Origin of the sequence: Collinsella sp. CLA-JM-H32B (genome assembly GCF_040098065.1) — a bacterium.
In the GTDB taxonomy this organism is placed as follows: Bacteria; Actinomycetota; Coriobacteriia; order Coriobacteriales; family Coriobacteriaceae; genus Collinsella.
Genome location: NZ_JBBNNA010000006.1, coordinates 68,192 through 93,762 on the forward strand (window position 1 = coordinate 68,192; position 25,571 = coordinate 93,762).

Below are 25,571 nucleotides of genomic sequence, written 5' to 3' on the forward strand. Positions count from 1 at the left end.
GTTCTGAAAACTAAGCCCGGCCCCCGCCTGCGGTGACTTGGCTGCGCGCGGCCTGCGATGGGGTCGTTGTTGATTGGGGCCGCTGGGCTGATGGGGGGGCACGTGGCTGTTGCGGGCCCTAGTCCCGGCGGCGGCTCCGGCGCTTCGCGCCTGCCGCCTTGGAGGACTGTGGGGCGCCGCCGGCAGCTGCGGCGCGCTGCGCCTGCTGCCTGGGGTGACTTTGGGGTTGGGGGGAATCGGGGTCTAATACTTTCCCGAGAAGTGAACGACCTTATTTGGACCCCCGAAGCATTGGCATATTTTGACCGCTATTTCTTGCGGTTTTGCTACGCGAATCCTGCGGTTTTTTGGTCTAAAGGCATGGATGCTCCGGGGCCTCGTTTTTACTCGTTCACTTCTCGGGAAAGTATTAGAGCTCAGCTGGCGGAGGTGCCGCTCTGGCGTCGATGCCCCGCGTCTTCTTCGCTTGATTGGGGAAAACAGCCTCGCTTAAGTAATTGCGAGCCCGCCCAGACGTATCTGCGGGAGTTGTCTGCACAATTCGCGGTATTATGTTGCGGAGTTTTGAAAGGAGCCGCTGGTGGTCACGACGACGTTTGCCTCGCCGTTGGGCGAAATCTTGCTTGCCGCTGATGGCCGCGGTCTGACGGGGCTTTGGTTTGAGGGACAGGAGCACTTTGGCTCCACGCTTCTCCGTGAAGACTCCGAACATGTTGAAGGCGCCGACGCGGTTTCCGGTATTGGTGGCATGTCGTCGGTGAGTCCGGCAAATGGTACGGCCTCTTCGGTGCTTGAGCGTTCCTGGGCTTGGCTGAATGCTTATTTTGCAGGGCAGGAACCTCGGTTTACCCCGCCGTTGCATATGATTGGTACGGCGTTTCAGCGCGAGGTTTGGTTTGAGCTGCTTTCTATTCCGCGCGGCGAGGTCGCCACGTATGGCGAGATCGCCCAGCGTGTTGCCGCCCGACATCGTGTGCCGGGAAATGAGGTGCCCGTTGTATCTCCCCGTGCTGTGGGGGCTGCGGTCGCGCGTAATCCCATTTCGATTATCGTGCCGTGCCATCGCGTGGTGGCGGCCGACGGATCGCTCAACGGATATGCCGGCGGGCTTGACCGCAAGGAATGGCTGCTCCGGCTTGAGGGCGCGTACGAGGAGTAACGCCAGGGCACTTTGCATGGCCAAGACGCCGTGAAAGAACGGGACGCGCTTTCCGAATGGCGTTCCAAGCGGAAACCGTGTCCCGGAATACAGCCTCAGAGTGGGACGCCGTTTCCGGTTGAGACCACTTGCTTTGGACATCGATCTACGCCCGCTCTTGCAGGGCGTAGATCGACTTATCCATGTTGAACAGGTAGGCGACGACGCAGACAATAAAGGACATCGGCAGGTTACCAAAGCCGAAGACTTCGCAGCCAATAAGGATGGGTGCGAGCAGAATCGCTGACAGCATAAGCCCCATAACGGCGATGCGCACATAGGGGTTGGGGGCAGCCGCGCCGCAAGGGTCTTGGCGTGGGCAAGGCACCAGGCAAAGGCGCCGCCTACCATACCAAACGCGATGCCCAGCACCACAAGCCGTCCAAGACCGGGGAGGTCAAGCGCGCATGAGGCGGCAACGTCAAAACACAAGCGTTAACTGCGCGCCCTGCTCAACGGGCTGCTCCTTGTGCTCGCTCAGAAGGACCATTCGGTCTTCGTATTGCTTTTCGGTCATTTCGATAACGGTGACCTCTCCAGCGCTTGGAAGATTCAGCTTAAGGCGAGCGATATGCGCCGCTGCGGATTCGCGAGTCACCAACAGGCGCGAATACACCGAAAACTGCTCCATATGGTATCCGTCGTTAATCAGAAACTTCCGAAAGTCGCTATACTGCCGACGCTCGGCTTTGCTTCCCGTTGGAAGATCGAACAGAACCAATAACCTCATAACCCTCATGGCTCCTCCCTATTCAACAGTTACCATCTCGAGCCCTTTTAGCTCGGGCAACAACAGCCTCTTAGGATCCTTTTCGAGAACGGCAGTTCTGAGTGAAGAGAGCGTTGTCTCTATGCACTGCTGACAGCCGCAACGTTTTCCGTCGATAGTCATGACGTGCTCAAACACGCGGGCGAGCAACGCTTTGTCGCGCTGGCCCAAAGGCTCTGCAACGCCGTAGCTCATAACAATTAGATCGACGAGAGGGCGGAACGGTTCAATAAGATCGTCGACGAGATTGAATGCGTTGTAAACGCTGTGATGGTGAAGCCCCTGGGATACGAGCCATCCACCGCCAACGGCTGCTCTTCCGATGCCTGCACGCAGGACGCTGTAACCATAATCGAGGGCGGAGCTCTGCATACTGTTGCGTCTTGTTCCATCGGTAATGAGGGCTTTAAAGTACGCGGAGGCAGCTGCGCCTTCTCGATTGTCTGTGTCGCCCGAAAGAACGGTTTTGGCATAAGAGGGGAGAGGGCCTGCAGACAACCCCATTTCTGTGAGAACCGCCGCTTGGTTGAGTATCTTTGCCTGAACGATTCGTTTCCAAAGCTGCTTTTTAAACGGAAGGCTCATGGCAAGCTGATCCTCGACGATGCGCGCATGGCGCGAATGGGCGCCCATGGGGAGCATAAGACCATTGGGCATATGATCGCGCCCGCAGATCATGACGCCTATTCCCGCATCGTTAAGCTGCGACATGCAGGCGACCGTCATCGTGGTTTGATGGGATTCGAGGATGACGACCCAAATGTCCTCGAGGGGAATGGTGGAGCTGCGGTCGTCCACGGTGATCATCAATAGGCCGTTCTTGATGCAGAGGTGGGCCTTGCTCTGGATAAGTATTGTCCGTTGGGCCATTTTGTCGACGACCTTCCCCGCATTAGCGCTACAATACAGCTAAGTCGAAAGCAGCTCACCTTGGGGAAGGGCGCGGCTCCAGACAAGGGGAGCCACTTAAGTGGCTTACCCGTAAAGTAACCCCCGTTCAATCTTCGGATTGGGCGGGGCGAACTTTTTTGGGCGAGTGTTAGCCAGTATTCCGTAAACGGTAGCTATGAATAGCATTTAGGCGGGTCCTTTTGAGCGTTTTTTCGCCTAAGGATTGATTCGGTTGTGAAGAAAAGTACATAAATCGCTGTGCCGAATACGGCTCTTTTCTTGCGTGAAGCGCGACGTGCCGACCCATTTTGTCTCGAAAAAAATGAATCGCAGATGTAGATCTGAGGTCGAACCAGTCTTCTTTTTTTTGAGGCTTGAAACAGAAAAGCCCCTGTTAAAGGGGCTTTTCTGTGCGCACATAGCGTATCACCTTGGGGAAGGGCGCGTGCTCAAGACCTGTTTGGCGGGGCTTGCTTTCTCATTATCAGCGTATCACCTTGGGGAAGGGCGCGTGCTCAAGACTGAGAACTCATGCTCGTCTAGCGCATTGTAAGCGTATCACCTTGGGGAAGGGCGCGTGCTCAAGACACGTGGCCGTTAGGTTCTCCCATGCGGTGGAGCGTATCACCTTGGGGAAGGGCGCGTGCTCAAGACAGCGAGCTGGCGCAGGACATAGCCCGCAAGAGCGTATCACCTTGGGGAAGGGCGCGTGCTCAAGACACCTACAAGACGGCGATGTCCGTTTTTAAGAGCGTATCACCTTGGGGAAGGGCGCGTGCTCAAGACCGTGTGATGGTTTTCATTTTGTGCCGCCTTAGCGTATCACCTTGGGGAAGGGCGCGTGCTCAAGACACCGTGTTCATAGGCATTCCAGCGCCTTTAAGCGTATCACCTTGGGGAAGGGCGCGTGCTCAAGACTAGGGCGTCACATTGAAATGCTTCTGCACCGAGCGTATCACCTTGGGGAAGGGCGCGTGCTCAAGACCCTTCGTGAACTGCTTCATTATGAACACGAAGCGTATCACCTTGGGGAAGGGCGCGTGCTCAAGACGAACGCTGACATTGAGGTCACAACTCAAACAGCGTATCACCTTGGGGAAGGGCGCGTGCTCAAGACTGCGCGGCCGGGTTCCCCCTCTACCTCAAGAGCGTATCACCTTGGGGAAGGGCGCGTGCTCAAGACTCTTGGTCGTTCTCAAGGGCATCATATGCTAGCGTATCACCTTGGGGAAGGGCGCGTGCTCAAGACCACGCCGATGGTCGAGCTGCCGCCCGACTGAGCGTATCACCTTGGGGAAGGGCGCGTGCTCAAGACGATGGCCGGCACGACCCCGTCGACGGCACCAGCGTATCACCTTGGGGAAGGGCGCGTGCTCAAGACCTTTGCGCTCTGGGGGTTCGGCGACTCCTTAGCGTATCACCTTGGGGAAGGGCGCGTGCTCAAGACTTAGCGTTGTCGATAAAGGTCGTGAGGTTGAGCGTATCACCTTGGGGAAGGGCGCGTGCTCAAGACACTTGGTGTGGATGGTACGTCAATGAGATAAGCGTATCACCTTGGGGAAGGGTGCGTGCTCAAGGTCAGGCAATCAGGGGACATTTTGCTAAGCTAAGTCTATTGCCTTCGGAAGGATGTATGTGTAAGGCGATTCGCTACAGCCAGAAGACCCCGTCATAAACATTGCTGTAATGTGGAAATTGGAAATAGGTAAACGCATATCGGGAAGGGGCGATTTTTGGAAGTTAAATCGCCCCTATTGGCCTTAATTATCGAGAATGCTCTCGCGAATAATAATCGGTTGCAATTCGTTTGAGAGCATTCCAACCGAGGGGAATGCAATCTCCTTTTTCGTGAGAGCGTCAACAAAGGACCAATTGGCCGTTGCAATGTTGTAGCCATTGTAGCGACCGAGCTTATCCCCGACTTTAATGAGGTCACCCAGATATATTTCGAGTGGTTTTTGAGTTAAAGCGCTATTGGGAACGGCTTTCCAGACCTTCCGCCCATATTTTTGCTTCGCAATCCTGGGCACATACGTCCCATCCTTAAGTGCAGGAATATCCGCCTTGTAGACGGGGTCTGCGTACCAAGCGCCCTGTCCCTTCTTGGCCTCTGGGTCATGCCAGAGCCTCAGACACAGCATTTCGCTCACCTTGATGACCGACTTCTCGTCTGCCGACACAACGGCGTTGCCCATGACGATGTCTTTATCGGAGCTCGCCTTGCGAGCAATGTCTTTACCCTGTGCATTAACGCCGGCATAACGATAGACCGTCTGCTCGAACAACTCGCCCTTTCCCTTGCGCGGAACAAAGCGCGTGGGTACGACGAAATCGTGCGCCGCGCGCACTTCGTTCGCAAAGGTTTCCCAGGGCATAACACTTTCGAGAGCCTTCATGATGGCATCACGGCGTTGGGTCTCGTTCATGCCTCTGGTTATGCTCCAGTGTGTCTCTTGGTTGATTCGAGCGGTTTTAATCACGAGGCTTCGACTACATGCTGCAATCACACAAGCATCGGTGGCATGGTGACGATCGTCCGAGCGGTCTTTTTCGCCATTCGAACCAAAGTTAAGCCCCCACCTGCGACGCAGCCATGCGGTCGCTCTGCCAGTGGTAGGAACAACATGTGCCTTTGCGCCATCATCGGGGAACAGCAGGCAGTCGGCGAGGTAAGCGCATACTTCTCGCGACATATAGGCGGTGTCGGTGAAGCTGCGTGCTAAGAATTCGCCTTCCTTGGTATCAAGGTCTTTTTCCAGCAGGAAGTTCTTTTTGCGACGGCTGAGTTTCTGGTTTTCCTGAACGCGACGTTCAAAAGCATCCCATGAAGGCGCACCGTCGTGGGACATCCATTCGTAAGGTGTCTGTTCGCGTTTATCCTGATTGCTTTTGGCGAGGACCAGGACTTTGTTGTTGCGTGAGTTTTCTCCCGTGCGAGAGAACGGCAGGATGTGGTCAATCTGCGTGTAGGTGTCGTCGCTAATTAGGCGATCGACTTCGATTTTAGCGCCCGTGTAAAGGTCGAAGCATTCCTGCTCTTCCCACAGGCGGTACTTCTCTATCTGTTTGCCCGTGACCTCATCTGCCGTGCAGCCACGCAGCTCAGCGATTTGCCCGGCAATGCGCTCGCGATTTTTCTCGTTCTTCTTATTGGCCTTGGCAATCTCGTCTTTTGCGCGCTGAGGCAACCTGAGCTCTCGATCAAGCTCAACGTGGATTTCGTTTGGCACGCCCCACTTGCGGCAGATGGCGTTGACCACTTTTCGCATTTGCGACATGGCGCGAATGACGACGGGATTGTTATTTGTTCGACCGGTACGTTCGATCCAGGTCTCATAGGGCATCAGGCGATCGGAGCGCTCGAGCTGGGCGCCAGCGATGCGAAGTCCCAGCAGGCCACAGTCATTTTCGGCCTGCGTAAGGTTGAGGACCTCGGGCTCCTCGAGGCAATCGAGCAGCATGTCGAGTGCTTTTTTGGAACGGTTGCCATAGCCGTTAAGAGCTTTGGATGAATAGGGAAGCCTACAGAGCGCCTCGATCTCCGCTTCCGAAAGCGGTAGCCCCTGAAGCTGCTCTTGGAGTACGGGGAGGGCTGAAGAGTATGCCACCGCCTCCATAACGGCATCGGCGAGATTGCGGTCATCGCGCAAACGCTGCAGGAGAATGGGGTTGGTTGCATTGAGGGTATTGCGGAGCACGCGCCATCCCTTGGGCTTGTACACCTCGCGCGTTTTTTCGTCGGCAGCTGGAACTCCCTTAAAGTAATCGCCGGAACTAAGGTCGAGCGCTTTTCTGAGGGCGCCGAATTTAACAGCACAATCTTTGTTGCCTCGAATTGGCTCGCACGAGAACAGGATTGCAATGCACTCATCGCGCTCCGTTGCGCTCAGGGCGCGAGAGGTCCCGTTTTCGTGGATGATGGTGATGTTGCCGAGTGCGCCATAGGCTGAAACGAGTTCGCTCGTAAGCGTGCAGCGTGCAGCTCGTTTTTCTGTTGGGAAGTATGAGCAGTGGCCAACGAGGTCATACGTGCGGCGGTCGAAGTCTTTGCGCGAACGCTCCCAATCGCAAACTTCGATATATGCGGCCTCAAATTCCGGCGAAGCGTATTTGGAGCCAAAGGAGCGTTGAGCATCAAATAGGATATGAGTTTCTTCGATAAGCTGGGCGTGCGTTACACACTTGTCGTAATTGCCGCCACGATTGCGACTTTGAGGCTGCTGAGCGAGCCATTCGCCAACGGTGTGCGAGGTCTCCGCAATTGCTTCCTTGTTGGCCGCAAGGGCAGATAGTACCTTGCCGCCTTCGCTTGATTTATCCTGATTGCCTTCTCCGTGGGGGATGTATCCACGGCGCTTGCAGAGGGAGTATAGGACTAGTGCCCACTCGCGATCGTTGAGCAGGCGGTCAAGCCCATCAACGCGAAGCTTGAGCGGCTGCTTGTCGCCTTTTGTGGTGTGGAAGTACTCTTTGGTGGCGTCTTGGGGGATGAGGCCATAAGCCTTGAGGACTTGGAGACAGTGCTTCAGGCGCGCCTGGGTACGGTCAATGTTTCGACGGGTAGAGCGGAAGCCCCTGCGAATAACCGCAAGACTTTGGCCCGTTTTAGGATGAGTTGGAGAGTCAAATAATCTGACGCCCAAATCCAGGATTTCATGATTAGCTGTGTCGATAAGTGCGAATCCGCAGCTTGTAATTCCTGGATCCATGCCAAGCACAAGATGCCTGGGAAGTCCGAGCTTCCCAATTTCGCGATTGATGGTGATCTCCATGGAGCACCCCTCTCTAATAAGAACTCTAGAGAACAGTACCATCGCGTGGGGACATGGGCCGAGCTTGTTAGCCGAGCGGTCATTTTGTTAGGCAAACGGAAACGATTTATACAGCCTTACATATCGGTTACCGGATGATGCCGTTTGTTGAAACTGAATCCCGACTGAATCCCGCCCTGAGATTGAATGGCGGGACAGTTACGATGCTCGGCTTGCTTGCAGGTTTGTAGAGCTCCTTGCATTCCTTCTTAAAGTCGAACGCCATGTTGGCCGCCTTTCTGCGTATCGGCCTGCTTAGATAGCGGAATCATATTATAGAAACGAACAGCTGCTCGAATGATTTGGCTGATAGATTGAGATGCGTGCGTTGTGTTTGGCGGTCGGCCTGACCCCGTCGATGATGTCTCTGCCTCCCCGGCGCCTCATCTATAGCTGCCGTTTCCCCATATAAAACCTGCCAAAATAAACCTGTCCCTTTTTGGTCGGCGCGAAATGGGTAATACTAAAGAGTTATCCGACCAGATGGGAATTGATCGATGGCCTATATCGAATTCAAAGACGTCATCAAAGCATACGGCGAGGGCGACGCCCGCATTCATGCGCTCGACGGCGCGAGCTTTACCGTTGAGCGCGGTGAGCTCGCCATTATCCTGGGCGCCTCGGGTGCCGGCAAGACCACGGCGCTCAACATCCTGGGCGGTATGGACACGGTAACTTCCGGCACCGTGACGGTGGACGGGCGTGACGTGAGCGCTGCCAACGAGGCGCAGCTCGTGGAATACCGCCGCGCCGACGTCGGCTTTGTTTTCCAGTTCTACAATCTGGTCCCCAACCTGACGGCGCTCGAAAACGTCGAGCTCGCGGCGCAAATCTGCCCCGATTCGCTCGATGCCGAACAGACGCTTCGCCAGGTTGGCCTGGGCGAGCGCCTGGGCAACTTTCCGGCACAGCTTTCGGGCGGCGAGCAGCAGCGCGTGTCCATCGCCCGCGCACTGGCAAAGAACCCCAAGCTGCTCCTGTGCGACGAGCCCACGGGCGCGCTCGACTATAAAACCGGCAAGCAGATCTTGCAGCTGCTGCAGGATACCTGCCGTAAGCAGGGCATTACGGTCATCATCATCACGCACAACTCCGCGCTCGCGCCCATGGCCGATCGCCTGATCCGCTTTAAGAGTGGTCGCGTGGAGAGCGAGACGGTCCAGCAAAATCCCGTGCCCATCGAGACGATCGAGTGGTAGCGCCCATGGACCAAGATTGCCAAAACAGCCAAAACCACGATACGGAGCACGCGGGCCGCGATCGGGAGTTCGCGACCTACCGTACCGCTCAAAGCTCAAACGATATGGTGCCGACGGTTTTTCGCCGAGGCATCTACCGCACGATTCGGGGCAGTCTTAAGCGCTTCCTATCTATCGTGGTCATCACTGCGCTCGGCGTGAGCGTGATGTGCGGCCTTAAGGCGGGCTGCGAGGATTTGTGCGATTCGGTCGACGCCTATTTTGACCAGCAGAATGTCTATGACATTAACGTGCAGTCGACCTATGGCCTTACGCGCGACGATCTCGCGGCTATCCAAGAGGTCGACGGCGTCGAGACGGCCGAGGGCATCTACACCGAGACCGCCTACACCGCCGTGGGCACAACGCGCGAGCGCGTGGTCGTGCAAAGTCTCTCCAAGGAGAACATCGATCAGCCGGTGCTGGTGAGCGGCGATTTGCCCGAGAGCGCCGATGAGGTCGCGGTGACTTCGAAGTTCCTGAAGGCTTCGGGCAAAAAGCTCGGCGATACGGTGAGTTTTGCCGCCAATGACGCGAGCTCGTCCAACCAAAGTGCCAAGGATCAGTTTGCCGATGGCGATTACACCATCACGGCCGAGGTTCTCGATCCCACTGATGTGAGCTCCGACTCGACGGTCAACGCCTTTCGCGCTGCTTCGGCTGCGGACTATAAGTTCTATGTGAGCGAAGATGCCGCGACATCTTCTTCCTACTCCGCAGTCCACGTGATCGTCGAGGGAGCCAAGAGTCTTAACTCCTATTCAGATGCCTACACGACAAAGATCAACGAGGTCAAAGGCAACATCGAGAAGATCCGCGAGGAGCGTGAGAAGGCGCGCGTCCAGGAGTTGACGGTTGACACGCCGACAAGCTTGGATACGGCCGAGCGTCAGGCCGCCATGCTCTTTGGGATCGAGCAGGATAACATCAACCGTATGGCCGAGGGCAGCGAGGAGCGCGTCCAGGCTCAGGCCGAGTTGGACCAGCGCCGTTCTGCCGCCGACCAGCAGTTTGCCGATGCCCGCTCCGAGCTCTCTGACCTGGGCGAATGCACCTGGTACATCCAGGACCGCGGCAATATCGCAAGCTACTCGAGCGTGGAAAGCGATAGCTCGTCAATTGAGGCCATCGCCACGGTGTTCCCGTTCATCTTCTTTATCGTCGCCGTGCTCATCAGCCTCACCACCGCCACGCGTATGGTCGAGGAGGAGCGCACGCTCATTGGCCTGTACAAGGCGCTCGGCTATTCGCGCGGGCGCATCCTGTCCAAATACGTAGACTACGCACTGTGGGCGTGTCTGATCGGCGGCGTGCTCGGCAACATCATCGGATTTGTGGGCCTGCCGCTGTTCTTGTTTACGGTGTTCGACGACATGTACTCACTGCCCCAGATGCTGCTTTCGTACGATATCGTGTCTTCAATCGTCTCGGTGGCGCTGTTTGCCGTGGGCGTGGTGGGCGCCGCGATTATCGCCTGCCGCCACGAGATGGCCGAGACCCCTGCCTCGCTCATGCGCCCCAAGGCCCCACGCGCCGGCTCGCGTATCTTGCTCGAGCGCATCGGCTTTATCTGGCACCGCATGGGCTTTTTGAACAAGGTCGCCGCACGCAACCTATTCCGCTATAAAAAGCGCGCCTTTATGACCATCTTCGGTATCGCCGGCTGCACGGCGCTCGTGATCTGCGGCATGGGCATCCGCGATACGTCGGTGGCGCTTTCGCCCAAACAGTACGGGCATATCACGCGCTACGACCTGCTGGCGGTCGCCAATCCCGACGATTTTTCGCAGACGTGCGCGGCGTTGGATGAGCGCAGCGCGGCCAATGATTCCAACGTGACCGTGACTTCGACGCTGCCGATTATGACCGACAACGTTACCTTTACATTCGGCGGAAAGAGCGAGACCGTGCAGCTGATCGTGGTGCCCGATGACCGCACGGGTGACTTGGGCGATTACGTGCGCCTGGAGGATGAGTCCAAAGAACCGCTGTCTTTGCGTGACGGAGACGTGTATCTGAGCAAAAGTTCACAGCTGGTGCTGGGGATTCAGCCGGGCGATACGGCTCACGTCCAGGATTCGTCGCTCAATGTTGCCAAGGTCAAAGTCAGCGACATTTCGCTTAACTATCTGGGCAACACGCTTTACATGACGCAGGGCACCTATGAGCGCGCGTTCGGTCGAAGTGCACGCCTTAACGGCATCTTTGTGCTGCTTAAGGGCTCATCTTCTGACCAGATTGCGTTTAGCAAGAAGATTAAGAGCGACGGTTGGCTCACCATCTCGAGCACGGCCGAACATTGGCAGAACTACGAGGCGAACTTTACGATTATCAATTCTGTCGTGGTGCTCGTGACCTTTATGGCAGCGTGCCTATCGTTTGTGGTGGTGTTTACGCTGTCCAACACGAATATCTCCGAGCGCGAGCGCGAGCTGGCGACCATTAAGGTGCTGGGCTTCCGCCGTGGCGAGGTACACCACTACGTCAACAAGGAGACGTTAATCCTCACGGCAATTGGCTCCGCGCTGGGCGTGCCGCTGGGTAGCCTGCTGGCCGAGAGCTTTACGTACATTCTGCAGATGCCGTCGCTCTACTTTGACGTTGAGGTCCAGCCGCTGAGTTATGTGCTCGCCGTAGTGCTTTCCTTTGTCTTTACGTTTATCGTCAACCTCACTACCAATCGCACCCTCAATAGGATCGACATGGTCGGCGCCCTCAAGAGCGCCGAGTAGCCTGCCAAAAAGGGACAGGTTAATTTTGGCAGGTTTTACCTGGCAAAACGCCGGATAACCATTAGGTGGCCCGGCGTTTGCCCCGTTTTGCTGGGGATGTCTGTCGTTCAGTGCTCTTACTGGCCAATCCAGTGTTGCGCATAGCTCTTAATGTCCTCGGTAAAACCGTCAAGGTCGTCAAGGGTGATCACGCTGTCGATAAGCAAATTGGCTATCTCGCGGTGCATTGTGCTGCGGCGAATGTCGCTTGCAATTACGCCTGAGGACAGCTTGTCTCTATTGAGGCGCTCTTCTAGTGCCCAAAATCTACTGGACGCTTCGCTGTCGCCGTTCAGCATCTCAACGTACTGGCCGATGAGCTTTTCCATATAACGTTCTTGCCATTGAGGAAGCATTTTCTTAAACAGCTTCCAGTCGCTTTCGGCTATGTCGCGCATGTGTTCTCCGCTCGTCAAACGAGCTTTCCATTTGCCTTTCATTCTATTTGGTTTTCGCTCGCAGGCGTGGATGAGAGGCTCTCTTTAGCCTTCGAGATTGGGCTTGAATGGGTCGTATGCCACAAAACGGGCCTATCTACTACGTTTAATTGGATACCCTCAACCATGCCGGGAAAACGAAAAATAAAACCGCAGGTAGAAGGCCTGTCGATTTTCGAAAAAGGCGGTCATGGTTGGCCCCATCGAGTTAAACGTAGTAGATTGCCCCTTTTCGTGGCGGACCATCAAACGAACGCCGACGCTTGTGCTGTAGCCGCTCCGACCATTCGTAAGTTGCGGTGGAATAGTTCCTAAACTCGACTACTCAAGGCTAAAACCGGAGCTATATCACCGCAACTTAGGGGGATGGGCGGGGGAGTACTAGTTGGGTGCTGCTGTCGGGCTGGGATGGTTTAGGCTCGCTCGCGATGCTTCCATTGTTTGCGGCACCAGCGCATGAGTGCTTTTACGACCGGGATGGTGATGAGGATTACCCAGGCGGGATGGGGTTGTTCCAGGCAGAGCCACATGTAGAGGAACCATGCCTCGGCACTGACTGAATAGACGACATCGATCAGCTTAGATAAGTGGCGTTGGTCGATAAAGTCGCCAAATGCGTAGTAGACGGGAATCAAAAAGACGAGGAAGAGTCCCGCAGCCCATGTGCCGTAGACAATGCCGAGCACCAGATAGGCGAGGGCGACAAGCGCGGGGAAGGGGAATTTGTTCCATGTACGTCCGACCTTGGTGTGGAAATGCTTGCCATGATGGTCGAGCTTGTCGTGTGCTTCCTTCCAGCTGGAGAACGTCTCGCCGTCGATGGTGACGGTGCCGTCGTCATTGGTATGCACGCTATGTCCATCGTCCTCAAGCGTATCGACATGCACGCCGTCCGGCCCCACATGCACCTCTTCGCCCTTGCGCTCGTTGGTCACATGGATGCCGTTCCAGCCAACATGGACTTCCTCGCCTTTATTGGGATCAATGACGTGGATGCCGCGCGCGAGGGAAATATCGACAAGTGGTTTGTCGCCGCAATCGGCGTGCTCGGCAGAATCTTCGGCCTCTTTAGCCTCATCCACCGTTTCGGTGCTGCCGTCCTCTGAGCTATCGGCATCGCTAGCCGCTTCCCCATACAACAACTCATCCAGCGACACGCCATACAGCGCGGCGAGCGCAATAAGGTTATCGGTATCGGGCGAGGATTCGCTGCGCTCCCATTTACTGACAGCCTGACGACTCACGCCCAGCTGTGCGGCAAGCGCCTCCTGAGAAAGACCGGCAGCCTTGCGGCGATCGACGAGGCGCTGCGCCATCGCAAGATCCATGACAGTTCCTTTCATATGGTGACCGTAATCGAATGAGCCGAGTATGCCGAGAACAACCGGTAGCGACCACCATTTCTAGTTAGAATCTGCTCCAACCCTACCGCAACTACCGGTAGCAACCCCTAACGACCAGCCATTTCAGGACAAATGTCAGTGCAAATAGCAGCCAAGAGCTCCCACTCAGTAAGTTGCGGTGGAATAGTTCCTAAATTCAGCCATTTGCGGGCTAAGCAGGAACTATTCCACCGCAACTGAATTTCAGACCAGGCACCTACAGCAAGAAGACGAATAGCCTCGACCTCCCTAGTTGCCGCAGGAGGCCCCAGGGCTTACCTCCCAAATCTTTCCGCAGGACGGAAGGACCCCGCCGCGCGAAGCGCACGGCGGGGTCCTGACATGTCCGAGGACGATTTGGGAGGAAAGCCCCGGGGCCTCCGATGAGAGCAGTTCCAGCCGAGGCTATTCGTCGCCGAAGCTGATGCCCAGCGCCTTGGCCTCGCGCACAAGATCGCTCTGGGGGTCGACATATTTGAGCTTGCCGGCGACCTCCTCGAGCGGCATGTGGCACATCTTGCCGTCGCGCAAGGCAATCATGTAGCCAAACTCGCCACGCAGGCAGCCGAGCGCTGCCTCGACGCCGCACTGGGTCGCAAAGATGCGGTCCTGAGCGTCGGGCTGGCCGCCGCGCTGCGTGTGACCGGGGATAGCGACACGGGTCTCGCGACCGGTCTTGGCCTCGATCTCCTTGGCGATGTCGTAGACGATTGACGGGCTCGTGCGCTCGGCGAGCTTCTTCTTGTACTCCTTCTTGGACAGCGCCGCGTCCTCCTTGGAGATAGCGCCCTCGGCGACGGCCACGATGGTAAAGCGGCTGCCGGTCTCCATGCGATGCTCGATGGTCTTGATGACCTGGTCCATGTCGTAGGGGATCTCGGGAATCAAGATGACATCCGCGCCGCCCGCGACGCCGGCGTACAGCGGGATCCAGCCAACCTTGTGGCCCATGATCTCGATAACGAATACGCGCCCATGGCTCGAAGCGGTGGTGTGGATGTCGTCGATGCACTTGGTGGCGACGTCGATGGCGCTCGTAAAGCCAAACGTCAGCTCGGTGCCCCAGGTGTCGTTATCGATGGTCTTGGGCAGAGCGATAACGTTGAGGCCCTCTTCGCGCAGGCGGTTGGCGGTCTTGGTGGAGCCGTTGCCGCCCAGCATAAACAGGCAGTCGAGCTGCAACTTGTGATAGGTGTGGACCATCGCGGGCACCTTCTCGACGCCGTCGGCCTCGGGAAGGTTCAGGCGCTTGAACGGCGTGCGGCTCGTGCCTAGGATGGTGCCGCCGCGGGTGAGGATACCGCTAAAATCGGCGGGCGTCATGACACGGAACCTGCTGTAGATAAGGCCCTGATAGCCGTCCTCAAAGCCATAAATCTCGATAGGCTCTTCGCTATTGGTCATAAGCGTTTTGACAATGCCGCGCATGGTGGCGTTGAGCGCCTGGCAGTCGCCGCCACTAGTAAGAAGACCGATCCTAAGCATGGTGAATCCTTCCGGGCAAGTTATAACATGCGCATAAGTTTACCCCCCGCACACTGTTGATGCGGGGGTAAAACGTGTTAGCTCAAGCGTATGGAAATGTAAGCAACGTCAGGCGAGCGTAAGGACGACGGTGCCAGCTCCTTACAGCGCGAAGGCATCGACGTCGCCCCAGTGGCGGCGCAGCGTGATGGCGGCAGCGGGCTCGGTGTTGTCAAAGACGACCGACCACTGCGTATTGCTGGTGATATCATCCGGATTGGGCTCTTGCGCTGCGGCGCGTAGGGCCTTCCAAGCGACTGCCTCGTCCTGGGCACCGACATGGGCGTCAAGGACATCGGCGATTGCGACGGCGCGCTCTTTACCATGGCCCAGCTCGCCATTCTTTTGGTTGGGCAGCACCTCGTCGCCATAGCAGGCATAGAAGTTCGTAACCTGGCGTACAGGAGTCACTTTGCATGCACGGTCGGGGTCGCGCGGATCCCACTCCACCACCCGCGCGTCACCGGCGGCGTCGTTGATAAAGAAGTGGTAATCGCGTCCTGCCATGGCGTGCATGTCGTAGGCGGAAAGCAGGTCGACAGCTTCTTGCGTGGTGGCGGCACGGTCGAGCACCAGGCGGATGGCGAGCGAGGTATTGATGACGGGGCGTTGCGCGTCCTGGTCACAGGGCTTGGAATCCAGAGTGAGTACGGCAATGGACACGCCGCATTCGTTAACACCGTCGAGCTGGGCAAACGGGCCCATCAACGCCGCGGCACGTCCGGCGACGGAATCAAGCGGAGTGTTGGCGCCCAGGTTGTTAAGGGCGGCAAACCCGATGGAGGCGTAGCCGCCGCGTGGGTGATTGCGCACCAGCAGCGCCGAGGTGTCGTCCTTAAAGTCGTAATTGCGACCGGTGCGCACGCGGCCTTCGGCATCTACGGCGATAAAAGCGCTGCAGGCAAACTGGGGCGCCTGGACATGTGCTGGCACGCCGGGCAACACCTGTGCCACCACAGCATCGATGTAGGCCTGGTCGTCGCGCACATCGGCGGCGATGATGCAGTCGAGGTCGTAGTCGTAGGCGATGTCGATCGCGTACAGGTCATAGCCATCCGCGTGGCCGGTCAAGCGTCTGAGCGACGCGGCGGACTTGATTTGCTTGCGGTAAACGATGCCGGCGGCAGCGGCAAGGCCGACGGTGACTCCCGCGACACCGCAGGCGATGGCAATGTTACGTGGCTTCATGACGGCTCCTCTCGTCCTGTTAGCGCAATTGTCGCAAAAGGAGCGCGGGCATGATGGCTCAACTTGGTGAGCGGCGCGGAATTAAGCACGGAATGAAGAGTGCGGCGCTGGCGTGGCGGGGTATGCTGGAGGGGACCATCAACCCAGCGAAAGGGGAGAGCATGACGGATCAGGAAACGCCCGAGCGCGTGCACGTGACGGCCGACGATATCGAGGCCGCCAACGACCTTATCGACTTTATCGAGGCATGTCCCAGCATGTTCCATACGGCGGCGACCATTATGGCCGAGCTCGACGAGGCAGGCTTTACCTACCTGCCCGAGAACGCGGCGTGGGACATCGAGCCGGGCGGGCGTTATTACACGCAGCGCAACACCTCGAGCGTTGTTGCCTTTAAGGTGGGCGAGGACCTGGCCGCGACGTGGGGCGAGGACGGCGTTGCCGGTGACTATCATTTTCAGCTCACGGCGTCGCACAGCGATTCGCCGACGTTTAAGGTCAAGGCCGTGCCCGAGCTCGATGGCGCAGGCGAGACGCTGCGCCTGAACACCGAGGCCTACGGCGGCATGATCGACTACACCTGGTTCGATCGCCCGCTGGCGCTCGCGGGCCGCGTGCTGGTGCGCGAGGGCGACCGTATCGAGAGTCGTTTGCTCGCTACCGAGCGCGAGGTCGCTATTATCCCGAGCCTTGCCATCCACATGAACCGCGGCGTCAACGAGGGCTTTGCTCCCAACCGAGCTGTCGACCTGTGCCCGCTCATCAGCGCCGGTGACCTTAAGCAGGGCGACTTTGATGCCCTGATCGCCGAAGAGCTGGATGTTGGGCCCGAGCAAATCTTGGGTCGCGACCTGTTCCTGGTCAATCGTCAGGATGCGCGCATTTGGGGCTGGGCCGACGAGTTTATCTCGACGCCCAAGCTCGACGACCTGGCCTGCGCCTACACCTCGCTGCAGGCATTTTTGGGTGCCGAGAACGCGCGCGACGTCTCGGTCTTCTGCTGCTTTGATAATGAGGAGGTTGGCTCCGAGACCAAGCAGGGCGCCATGTCGACGTTCTTGGCCGATGCGCTGCGCCGCATCAACGGATCGCTGGGCTTTGACGACGAGTCGTATCATCGCGCCCTTGCCGCATCGATGCTCGTGAGCTGCGACAACGCGCATGCCGTGCACCCCAACCACGCCGAGAAGTGCGATGCGCGCAACCAGGTTGTGCTCAACGGCGGCATCGTCATCAAGGAAGCCGCTAACCAGCACTACTGCACCGATGCCTTTAGCCGCGCGCTGTTCCAGGCTATCTGCGATGACGCCGATGTGCCCACGCAGGCCTTCGCCAACAAGAGCGATATGGCGGGTGGCTCCACGCTCGGCAACCTGTCGAACATGCAGGCGAGCATGCACGCCGTGGACGTGGGCCTGCCGCAGCTGGCCATGCACTCAAGCTACGAGACCGGCGGCGTACGCGACGTGATGTGCGCCATCCGCGCCCTCACGGCCTTCTACGAGCGCAACCTAACCATCAACGGCGCCGAAAGCGTGGAGCTCTAAATGCGAGCCGAAGAAATGAAGGCCGAGCGTGGGGCTCAGCTTATTGATCGGGGTTTACAGCTGTTCGTCGACGCTTGCCACGAGTCAGGGGTCGACGTGTCCAAGGCGCGACCAACGAGTGCTGAAGAACTCAAGCGTAACGCCTATTCGGACCGCTATGACGAGGAGACGGACTGGCTCTAATAAGCGAAGTGTCGAAAACGCTAGATGTATGTTTGATATCACTTTGGCGAGAGTGTTGCAGACAGAACTACCGGTATGGCGCAAGCCAACCTGACCCCATTACACCCAACCTACCAAAAAGGGACAGGTTCATTTTGGCAGGTTTTATCTGGGAAAATGCCGCAATGCCAACAGCTGGACAGAATTGTTAAGACACCGCGGGTTGAGCAAGCGTCAGCGAGCGATGTCCAGAGCGAACAAGTTGGCATGAAAAAGGCAAGGCATAGACCTTCTGGTCATGCCTTGTCTTTTGAATGACAAATTGTCGTTCTGGGCGGCGCGCAGCGTCGACCGGTCCGCCGTTCGTTAGAACGGCGGAACCCTAGTGTTCGATCCAGCAGCGAAGCGTCTCGCCCGCCTGTAGATGACGCAGATTCTCCGCGGCGATGTCGACCACGTTGTTGAGCGTAGCCTCCAGGTGGAACCATCCGGAGACGTGCGGTGTGATGAGCATGTTGGGCGCATCCCACAGGGGGCTTGTCTCAGGCAGCGGCTCGGGGTCGGTGACGTCGACCGCGGCGCCGGCAAGATGTCCCGACTCCAGGGCGGCAACCAAGTCGTCAGCAACCACGAGGTCGCCGCGGCCGCCGTTGGCAAAGAAAGCGCCTGGTTTCATCGCGGCGAAGAATTCGGCGTTCGCCAGACCGCGGGTCTCGGGTGTGCTGGGCATAAAGGTTGCGACGACGTCGGCCTCGGCCAGGCGCTCGGGCAGGGCGTCCATGCCGTCCATGTCCTCAAACACAATGGGGTAGACGAGCGGATGGCGCTTGATGCCGCGGACGTGCGCACCCATACTGCGGCAGAGCGTGGCGAAGTGGCCGCCGATATCGCCCGCGCCCAGCACCAGAACGTTGGCGTTTTTGAGCGAGGTGACCGGCCCCAAATCCTCCCAGCGATGCTCGCGCTGCAAGTCGTGGTAGCCGGCAGGCGCTTCATCATGGAAAGGACCATGGCAAACATATGCTCGCTCACGGCCTGGCCGTAGGCGCCTACCGAGCAGGAAAGCTTAGCGTCGGCTGGCACGGTGCCGGCGGCTAAGTAATCGTCATAGCCGGCAGTCTGCAATTGCAACAGCTGGAGATGTTCGCATGCCGTGAGCATGTCAGGGTCGATGTTGCCCAAGATCACGTCGGCGTTGGCGACCTGCTCGCGCGTGGCGGCGTCGGCACTCGTGTAGAAAAAGTTCTCGCCCGGAGCACTCGACTCAAGAATTGCGCGATGGCGGTCGTTGACGGGCAGCAAAACCAGAATGTTCACAAGCAGTCCTCTCCGCTCGACCTGCCAAAAAGGGACAGGTTTATTTTGGCAGGTTTTATCAGGCAAAACGCTCAAACAAAAACGCCGGATGCAAGACGAGCGTGCCCGTCAGCATCCGGCGCATCCACAACTACCAGCTGAGCAGCTCGTAGCCGTCCTCGGTCACCACGAGCTGTACCTCGCACTGGGCCGAATCGCTGCCGTCCTTGGTGCGCACGCACCAGCCGTCACCCTTGCTAATCTTGATGTCGGGCGCTCCGGCATTGACCATGGGCTCGATGGTAAAGACCATGCCCGGAGCCATGATGGTGTCCACATCGGGTGCCTCGGTGGTAAAGCCCACAAACGGGTCCTCGTGGAACTCCTTACCGATGCCGTGTCCGCCGTACTCGCGCACCACGCTAAAGCCGGCGTCCTCGACCGTCTTTTGTACGGCCTCGGCCATAACGGACAGCGGCAGCCATGGCTTGACGGCTGCCAGACCCGCCTCCACGCTGGCGCGGGTGACGTCGACCAGGCGCTGGCGCTCGGCCGAGACCTCGCCGATGCAGAACATGCGGCTCGAGTCGCTAAAGTAGCCGTCTAGGATCGTGGAGCAGTCCACGTTGATGATGTCGCCCTCGTGCAGCACGTCCGTATCGCAGGGGATGCCGTGGCAGACCACGTCATTGATCGAGGTGCACACGCTCTTGGGGTAGCCCTCGTAGTTGAGGTCGGCCGGCGTGCCACCGTGCTCGACGGTGTAGTCGTAGATCATCTGGTCGATCTGGTTGGTGGTCATGCCCGCGGCGATGTGCTCGCCTACGTAGTCGAGCACGCCCACGTTGATGGCGGCGGAGCGCTTGATGCCCTCGATGTCGGCGGGCGTCTTGTAGAGCGTGCGGGGCAGAACCTCCCAGCCCTCCTCCCACAGGCGCTCGAGGCGCTCGTCGAAGGTGCTGTGACATTTCTTATATTTTTTGCCGCTGCCGCACCAGCAAGCGTCGTTGCGGCCGGGTACGGGTCCTTTGTCATACATGGCTAACTTCCTTTCATCCGCAGCTAGTATAGCCCACCCATGCGTCCATAAAAGTTGCGGTGATATAGTTCCGATTTAAGCGGTTTAACAGCACAAATAGGAACTATATCACCGCAACTGATGGGGCGGGATAGCGGGCACTAGCTGCTGCGTGGTTTTGCTAGTAGCTCACCTGGCAGGGGATGCCGAGGGCTTGGACGCGCGCGGCAATGGCGTCGAGCACCTTGGGCGCTGCTTTGGCAAGGCCGGCGATCGGCGTCTCGCGCGCCACCGTGTAGATGGTTGCTTCTTGTGGGCGAATGCGCTCAAGCGCCGCGAGCCAGGGGGCAACGTACTCCTCGCCGGTGTTGTCGATGAGCTTGCCCTGATACTCGCCGGTCAAAAAGATCGTCTGGATAATAACGTGACCGTCAAAGCTTGCGAACGTCTCGATCTGGTGCTCCACATCGTAGGGGCCAACAGGCTGGTCGAGCAGCTGGATAAACGCCGGGTCGACGGTATCGAGCTTGAGGATATTGTCGTCGACCATCATGAGCGCGTCGTGCACCTCGGGGCGGTCGGCGCGCGTGCCGTTGGAGAGCACGGCGATCTTGGAGTTTGGGGCAAACTCGTCGCGCAGCGCGACAGCGCCGGCGATGGCCTGCGGAAACTCCGGTGCGGCGGTGGGCTCGCCGTTGCCGGCAAACGTGATTACATCGGGCAGCTCACCTTCGACTGCCATCTCGCGCAATTTGGCCTCGAGTGCATCGAGCACCACGGCAGCCGTGTTATACGATTCGTGACAGGGGCGCTCGGCATTGAGACCGTTCTCGCAGTAGATGCAGTCGAACGTGCAGATTTTGCCGCTGGCCGGCATCATGTTGACACCGAGCGAAAGGCCCAGGCGACGGCTGCGAACGGGCCCAAAGATGGGGCTGGCATTTAGAAACGTAGACATAGGTAAAAGCTCCTCAAGACAATTAACCTTAAGCATAGCATCGGCTCCAACGTATGGTCCGGGCTTGTGCTTTGCAGGTTTCGTTTTTTAACTCTGCCTTCGATGCCGCGTCATGAAAGGTATCGGGTCGGGTACAGTTAATCTGTTAACAAAACGCAAGACGATGGGGCACAACATGGATTTTACGGTCGAGAATGCGGGCACTACGATCGCCTGCCGCGAGTATGCCGGCCCGGTTGTATCGTCCGATGCACCTGCCTTGGTGTGCGTGCACGGTGCCTGCGTCGACGGCGTCTTTTTTGACGCCATCGCCCGCGAGCTCGCCTGTGACTATCGCGTCATTACCTATGACCGCCGCGGTTGCGGCGAGAGCGGCGACGCTGCAGACGGACGCTACGACCTCGCTGCCCAGGCCGCCGACCTGCAGGCTGTTATCGAGCATATTGGCGCTCCGGCAAACGTGCTCGCGCACAGTGCCGGTACGCTGGTGACGCTGGAGCTTCTCCGTGCAAACCCCACCATAATCTCGCGTGCGATTCTGCATGAACCCGCCGTGACGGATGAGGGTGCCGGTCTGGGCGCGGCCCCGGTTTTGCTCGAGATGATCGCCGCGGGAAAGGTCTCCAGGGCATTACGGGCCTTCCTGGGCGCCATCGGCGATTCGGACCCTGAGGCCCCCAAGTTAACCGAGGCAGAAGCCAAGCATGCCCTGCGCAACGGCCGCGGCTTCATGGCAAACGAATACGGGATTACTATGACCTGCGTTCCCGATTGGGATAGCGTTCGTGCGTCGAAAACGGTGGCCGCCGTGCTCCTGGGCGAGCTCTCGATTGGCACGCCTCGCGAGGCGGGCACGAGGGTGGCGGCTGAGCTTTTGGACTGTCCACTCGTAACGGTTCCCGGCGCGCACAACGGCCTGCGCGATCGCCCGGCAGCGGCTGCCCAGACTGTCCGTGGCATCCTGGGGTTCTAGCACTCGCAATAGCCAAAGCAGCCTTCACCCGCAAACGTTTCGTCCGTGTTAACAAATGTGTTCAAAACTTCACGTCTGCGGCTTCAATCGCGCCGTCTGCCAACTCATAAAAATGTAACAGCATTTACGTGCTTACCTGCATCGGCAAGGTGTTACCCTTGTAACATTTGGAACCCACCGCTACCATGCGAAGCTATCGAAAGGGCCCCATATGCTCAATAATCACGAGGTCAATCTAACCGACGAGGAGGCTGCCGCCGAGGTCGCCCGTGTCGCGAAGACCTACCCCGTGGTACGTTTGCTGTCGGCCGATCAGATTAAGAGCGAGCCTAACTGCCTGCTCGCCGGTGATCGCTGCCCTTGTTTGCGCCAGGCAAGTCTTGAGGCCTTGACAGATTCCGATGAGGTGTCGGAGCAACTGCTCAACGATGGCGTTGAGTACCGCGCCCATCTGCGCCCTCTGAAGGTCGAGGGCGAGCCTCATGTCCTGCTGATGGTGCGTCCGATCGATGGGCAAGAGGCTGCAAAAGAGGACCTTGTCTACACCGACGTGCTGACGAGCGTGCACAATCGCCGATATTACGAGGAAAAGCTCCGTAGCGCCCGCATGAATGCCGGCGTTGCGATGATCGACCTTGATGATTTTAGGGTCTTCAACGATACGTGTGGCCGTCATGCCGGCGACCTTGCGCTCGGTGCTGTGGCGACAGCCATGCGCAGCGGAATCCGTTCGACTGACGAGCTTGTGCGCTATGGCTGCGACAAGTTTGTGGTTGTCATGCCCAATATTCCCTCCGATGACTTCACCCGTCGCCTGCATCAGGTGTCCGATGCCGTTCGTTCCACGATTATTCCGGGCCATGAGTACGTGAGCTTGACGGCATGTGTTGGTGGCGTTCGCATTCATGGCGAGACGGTCGATGAGGGCGTTGGCCGCGCTGTCCAGTTATTGAGCCGCGCTAAGGCAAAAGCCGGTACGGTCGTGACCGATGCCGATTCCATCGAGGCCTTCCAAAGCAAAAAGCCTTTGGTACTTATTGTCGATGACTCCGAGATGAACCGAGTCATTCTCAGCGAGATGCTCAAGGACGAGTATTGCATCCTCGAGGCCGACAACGGTCGTACGGCGCTCGACATGGTCGACCGCTATGGCAATGAGCTGTCGCTCGTGCTGCTGGATATTGTCATGCCGGGCATAAGCGGCTTTGAGGTGCTGGCCGGTCTGTCGCGCCGATCGGTTAGTGACAATCTGCCTGTCATCATGATTTCGAGCGAAGATTCCGATGATATGGTTCTGCGCGCGTACGAGCTGGGCGCCTCGGACTATATCAACCGCCCGTTTGACTCCCGTGTCGTGCGCCGCCGTGTAAGCAACACCATCCGCCTATACGCCAAACAGCGCCGCCTGACGAGCCTGCTGTCCCAGCAGTACAACGAGCGTGTCAAGAACAGTCGCATGCTCATCGACATCATGGCTGGCGTCATGGAGCTTCGCAACGGCGAGAGCGGCAGGCACGTTACGAACATCGAAAAGCTGACCGAGCTGCTGCTTGGCTGTCTGGTCCAGCGTAGCGACACCATTTCCCTTGACAATGAGGAGCGCTCCACGATTGCTCTGGCTTCGGCGCTGCACGATATCGGCAAGATGTCGATTGACGATGCGATTCTCAACAAGCCCGGACGCCTTACGCCCGAGGAGTTCGAGATTATGAAGACGCATACCACGATCGGCGCTGACATGCTGCTTGAGCTGGGTAGCCATCACGCCGGCAATGCGCTTATGGAATATGCGTACCAGATTGCGCGTTGGCATCACGAGCGCTGGGACGGCAAGGGTTATCCCGATGGCCTTAAGGGCGACGATATCCCCATCGCCGCGCAGGTGGTTTCGGTGGCTGACGTGTACGATGCACTGACGAGCGTGCGCGTGTACAAGGACGCTATCCCGCACGAGGAGGCGATCCAGATGATCCTGGACGGTAAGTGCGGTACCTTTAACCCACTGCTGCTCGATTGCCTGCTCGAGGTGCAAGACCAAATTGCCGAGACGTTGGCACGCCCCGCCGATGTCGTCGCGTTTCCCACGATTTAGTTTGACCAAAGGAGTTTTGAATCCATGATTTCCATGCGTGAGGCGTATGAGAAGATCGGCGCCAATTATGATGACGCGTGCGCTCGGCTGATGGGCGAGGAAATGCTCGCCCGCTTTGCCCTCAAGTTTTTGGATGACGAGAGCATGGACAAGCTGGAGGCCGCCATGGCGGCGGGAGACGCCGAAGGTGCGTTTATGGCAGCGCACACGCTCAAGGGCGTGAGCCAGAACCTGGGATTCGATAATCTGTATGAGCCGGCGGTCGTGGTGACCGAGGCGCTGCGCGGCGCCGATGCCGTTGACGGCGCTCGCGAGGGAATGCATGCGTTGCAGCGGCAATATGCGGCTACGATGTCGGCCCTGCGCGAGGCGGCTGAATAAGAGCTTGCGGGCCTTGGGCTGTGTGCCTGCCGCATATAGGCAAAAGGGTGCCCCGTCGGACCATGTGGCCGGTGGGGCACCCTTGTCTGTTGTGCGATTCGTTAGCTAGCGAGCCTGCTTAACCTTTGCCGCTGCCTCGACAAACGACTTCCACAGGTTAAAGTCGGTCTCGAGCGTCTTCCACGTATACTCAGGGTGCCATTGCACGCCCAGGCAGAACGGCTGGCCTTCGACTTCGATGCACTCGGGAACGCCGTCGGTTGCCTTGGCGACCAAGCGCGTGCTCTTACCCAGACGATCGACGCAGCAGTGATGTGCCGAGTTGGTCTGGATCAGCCTGTGTCCGCCAACCGCGCGCTCCAGCAGCGAGCCCGGCATGACCTCGACGGGGTGCACGGGGTCGTTGAGCACGTGGGTGTGGCGCCACTGCGTGCGACCCTCGCGCGCGCCCAGGCTCGGCACGTCCATGCACAGGGTGCCGCCGGTGGCGACGTTGAGCAGCTGCGTGCCACGGCAGGTGGTAAAGAGCGGCTTTTTGGCGCGTAGCACCTCGCCGACCAGCTTAAACTCAAAGCTATCGCGGATCTCGCAGCAGAGGGTGGGGTCGTAGGGTCGATCATCGCCCCAACGTTTGGGATTGACATCGGGGCCGCCGGGAATGGCGATACCGTCGGCGATATCGACGTAATGACGGATGACCTCAATGTCCTCGGTGATGGACATCTGCAGCGGCAGGCCGCCGGCGGCAAGGATGGCATCGACAAAGACGCTGGCGATCTCCTCGTTGGGGGAGAGCGTCTCGCTCAAAAACGGCTTCGCCTCTTCCCAGCGCGGCGCGACGAGGATGAGTGGGCGGTCGGCGGGGGCGACGTCGACGTGCGGGGTGTATGACGATGAAGTGCGAGTTCCGATCATAGGTGTTGCTTTCGAATCTG

The 25,571-nt window shown here is 58.3% G+C and carries 20 protein-coding genes and 1 CRISPR repeat array; of the genes, 8 read left to right on the top strand and 12 right to left on the bottom strand.

Annotated features, from left to right (window positions below; all coding sequences use genetic code 11):
- Positions 1-580 precede the first annotated feature (580 nt).
- Positions 581-1,159, top strand: coding sequence for a methylated-DNA--[protein]-cysteine S-methyltransferase (locus AAA138_RS05160; RefSeq protein WP_349089816.1), 579 nt, complete (start codon positions 581-583; stop codon positions 1,157-1,159).
- A 145-nt stretch (positions 1,160-1,304) separates the two neighbouring features.
- Here the strand turns inward: AAA138_RS05160 and AAA138_RS05165 are convergent, their stop codons facing one another.
- The 4 genes from AAA138_RS05165 to cas9 form a co-directional block, all read right to left on the bottom strand.
- Entirely contained in the window at positions 1,305-1,451 is a 147-nt protein-coding gene (locus tag AAA138_RS05165; protein ID WP_349089817.1) for a hypothetical protein, read from the bottom strand.
- A gap of 168 nt (positions 1,452-1,619) precedes the next feature.
- Complete coding sequence (cas2, locus tag AAA138_RS05170) at positions 1,620-1,937, bottom strand: CRISPR-associated endonuclease Cas2 (protein ID WP_195445652.1); 318 nt, start codon at positions 1,935-1,937, stop codon at positions 1,620-1,622.
- Between the two features lie 9 nt (positions 1,938-1,946).
- Complete coding sequence (cas1, locus tag AAA138_RS05175; protein WP_349089818.1) at positions 1,947-2,837, bottom strand: type II CRISPR-associated endonuclease Cas1; 891 nt, start codon at positions 2,835-2,837, stop codon at positions 1,947-1,949.
- 441 nt (positions 2,838-3,278) lie between these two features.
- Positions 3,279-4,437: a CRISPR direct-repeat array (repeat unit 36 nt; unit sequence AGCGTATCACCTTGGGGAAGGGCGCGTGCTCAAGAC).
- Between the two features lie 181 nt (positions 4,438-4,618).
- Complete coding sequence (gene cas9, locus AAA138_RS05180; RefSeq protein WP_349089819.1) at positions 4,619-7,630, bottom strand: type II CRISPR RNA-guided endonuclease Cas9; 3,012 nt, start codon at positions 7,628-7,630, stop codon at positions 4,619-4,621.
- A gap of 536 nt (positions 7,631-8,166) precedes the next feature.
- On the opposite strand from cas9, the gene AAA138_RS05185 reads away from it, so the two are divergent.
- Complete coding sequence (locus AAA138_RS05185; RefSeq protein WP_117584156.1) at positions 8,167-8,868, top strand: ABC transporter ATP-binding protein; 702 nt, start codon at positions 8,167-8,169, stop codon at positions 8,866-8,868.
- A 5-nt stretch (positions 8,869-8,873) separates the two neighbouring features.
- On the top strand, positions 8,874-11,639 hold the full coding sequence (locus AAA138_RS05190) for an FtsX-like permease family protein (RefSeq protein WP_349089820.1): 2,766 nt from the start codon (positions 8,874-8,876) through the stop codon (positions 11,637-11,639).
- Positions 11,640-11,755: 116 nt separating this feature from the next.
- Here AAA138_RS05190 and AAA138_RS05195 read toward each other — a convergent pair whose 3' ends face one another.
- The 4 genes from AAA138_RS05195 to AAA138_RS05210 all read right to left on the bottom strand — a co-directional run bounded on the left by AAA138_RS05195 (position 11,756) and on the right by AAA138_RS05210 (position 16,209).
- Complete coding sequence (locus tag AAA138_RS05195) at positions 11,756-12,076, bottom strand: hypothetical protein (RefSeq protein WP_349089821.1); 321 nt, start codon at positions 12,074-12,076, stop codon at positions 11,756-11,758.
- Positions 12,077-12,528: 452 nt separating this feature from the next.
- The gene (locus AAA138_RS05200; RefSeq protein WP_349089822.1) at positions 12,529-13,443 is read right to left on the bottom strand and encodes a helix-turn-helix transcriptional regulator; all 915 of its coding nucleotides are present in this window, start codon (positions 13,441-13,443) and stop codon (positions 12,529-12,531) included.
- A gap of 459 nt (positions 13,444-13,902) precedes the next feature.
- Entirely contained in the window at positions 13,903-14,982 is a 1,080-nt protein-coding gene (locus AAA138_RS05205) for an ATP-dependent 6-phosphofructokinase (protein WP_349089823.1), read from the bottom strand.
- Positions 14,983-15,123: 141 nt separating this feature from the next.
- Positions 15,124-16,209 carry a carcinine hydrolase/isopenicillin-N N-acyltransferase family protein gene (locus AAA138_RS05210; RefSeq protein WP_349089825.1) on the bottom strand — a complete coding sequence of 362 codons (1,086 nt, stop codon included), beginning with the start codon at positions 16,207-16,209 and terminating at the stop codon, positions 15,124-15,126.
- A gap of 161 nt (positions 16,210-16,370) precedes the next feature.
- On the opposite strand from AAA138_RS05210, the gene AAA138_RS05215 reads away from it, so the two are divergent.
- The gene (locus AAA138_RS05215; protein ID WP_349089826.1) at positions 16,371-17,756 is read left to right on the top strand and encodes a M18 family aminopeptidase; all 1,386 of its coding nucleotides are present in this window, start codon (positions 16,371-16,373) and stop codon (positions 17,754-17,756) included.
- Positions 17,757-17,939 (top strand): hypothetical protein, encoded by a 183-nt coding sequence (locus AAA138_RS05220; RefSeq protein WP_195568563.1) that lies wholly within the window; start codon positions 17,757-17,759, stop codon positions 17,937-17,939.
- A gap of 361 nt (positions 17,940-18,300) precedes the next feature.
- Here AAA138_RS05220 and AAA138_RS05225 read toward each other — a convergent pair whose 3' ends face one another.
- The 3 genes from AAA138_RS05225 to AAA138_RS05235 all read right to left on the bottom strand — a co-directional run bounded on the left by AAA138_RS05225 (position 18,301) and on the right by AAA138_RS05235 (position 21,190).
- The gene (locus tag AAA138_RS05225) at positions 18,301-18,888 is read right to left on the bottom strand and encodes a D-2-hydroxyacid dehydrogenase (RefSeq protein ID WP_349089827.1); all 588 of its coding nucleotides are present in this window, start codon (positions 18,886-18,888) and stop codon (positions 18,301-18,303) included.
- A gap of 477 nt (positions 18,889-19,365) precedes the next feature.
- Positions 19,366-20,253, bottom strand: a complete 888-nt coding sequence (gene map, locus AAA138_RS05230; RefSeq protein ID WP_349089828.1) for a type I methionyl aminopeptidase — start codon at positions 20,251-20,253, stop codon at positions 19,366-19,368.
- A gap of 160 nt (positions 20,254-20,413) precedes the next feature.
- Positions 20,414-21,190 (bottom strand): radical SAM protein, encoded by a 777-nt coding sequence (locus AAA138_RS05235; protein ID WP_349089829.1) that lies wholly within the window; start codon positions 21,188-21,190, stop codon positions 20,414-20,416.
- A 175-nt stretch (positions 21,191-21,365) separates the two neighbouring features.
- Here AAA138_RS05235 and AAA138_RS05240 point away from each other — a divergent pair, with 175 nt between their 5' ends.
- The 3 genes from AAA138_RS05240 to AAA138_RS05250 all read left to right on the top strand — a co-directional run bounded on the left by AAA138_RS05240 (position 21,366) and on the right by AAA138_RS05250 (position 24,636).
- Positions 21,366-22,163 carry an alpha/beta hydrolase gene (locus tag AAA138_RS05240; RefSeq protein WP_349089830.1) on the top strand — a complete coding sequence of 266 codons (798 nt, stop codon included), beginning with the start codon at positions 21,366-21,368 and terminating at the stop codon, positions 22,161-22,163.
- 211 nt (positions 22,164-22,374) lie between these two features.
- On the top strand, positions 22,375-24,255 hold the full coding sequence (locus tag AAA138_RS05245) for an HD domain-containing phosphohydrolase (protein WP_349089831.1): 1,881 nt from the start codon (positions 22,375-22,377) through the stop codon (positions 24,253-24,255).
- Positions 24,256-24,279: 24 nt separating this feature from the next.
- The gene (locus tag AAA138_RS05250) at positions 24,280-24,636 is read left to right on the top strand and encodes an Hpt domain-containing protein (protein ID WP_349089832.1); all 357 of its coding nucleotides are present in this window, start codon (positions 24,280-24,282) and stop codon (positions 24,634-24,636) included.
- A 105-nt stretch (positions 24,637-24,741) separates the two neighbouring features.
- Here the strand turns inward: AAA138_RS05250 and AAA138_RS05255 are convergent, their stop codons facing one another.
- The gene (locus tag AAA138_RS05255) at positions 24,742-25,551 is read right to left on the bottom strand and encodes a gamma-glutamyl-gamma-aminobutyrate hydrolase family protein (RefSeq protein WP_349089833.1); all 810 of its coding nucleotides are present in this window, start codon (positions 25,549-25,551) and stop codon (positions 24,742-24,744) included.
- Positions 25,552-25,571: the final 20 nt, after the last annotated feature.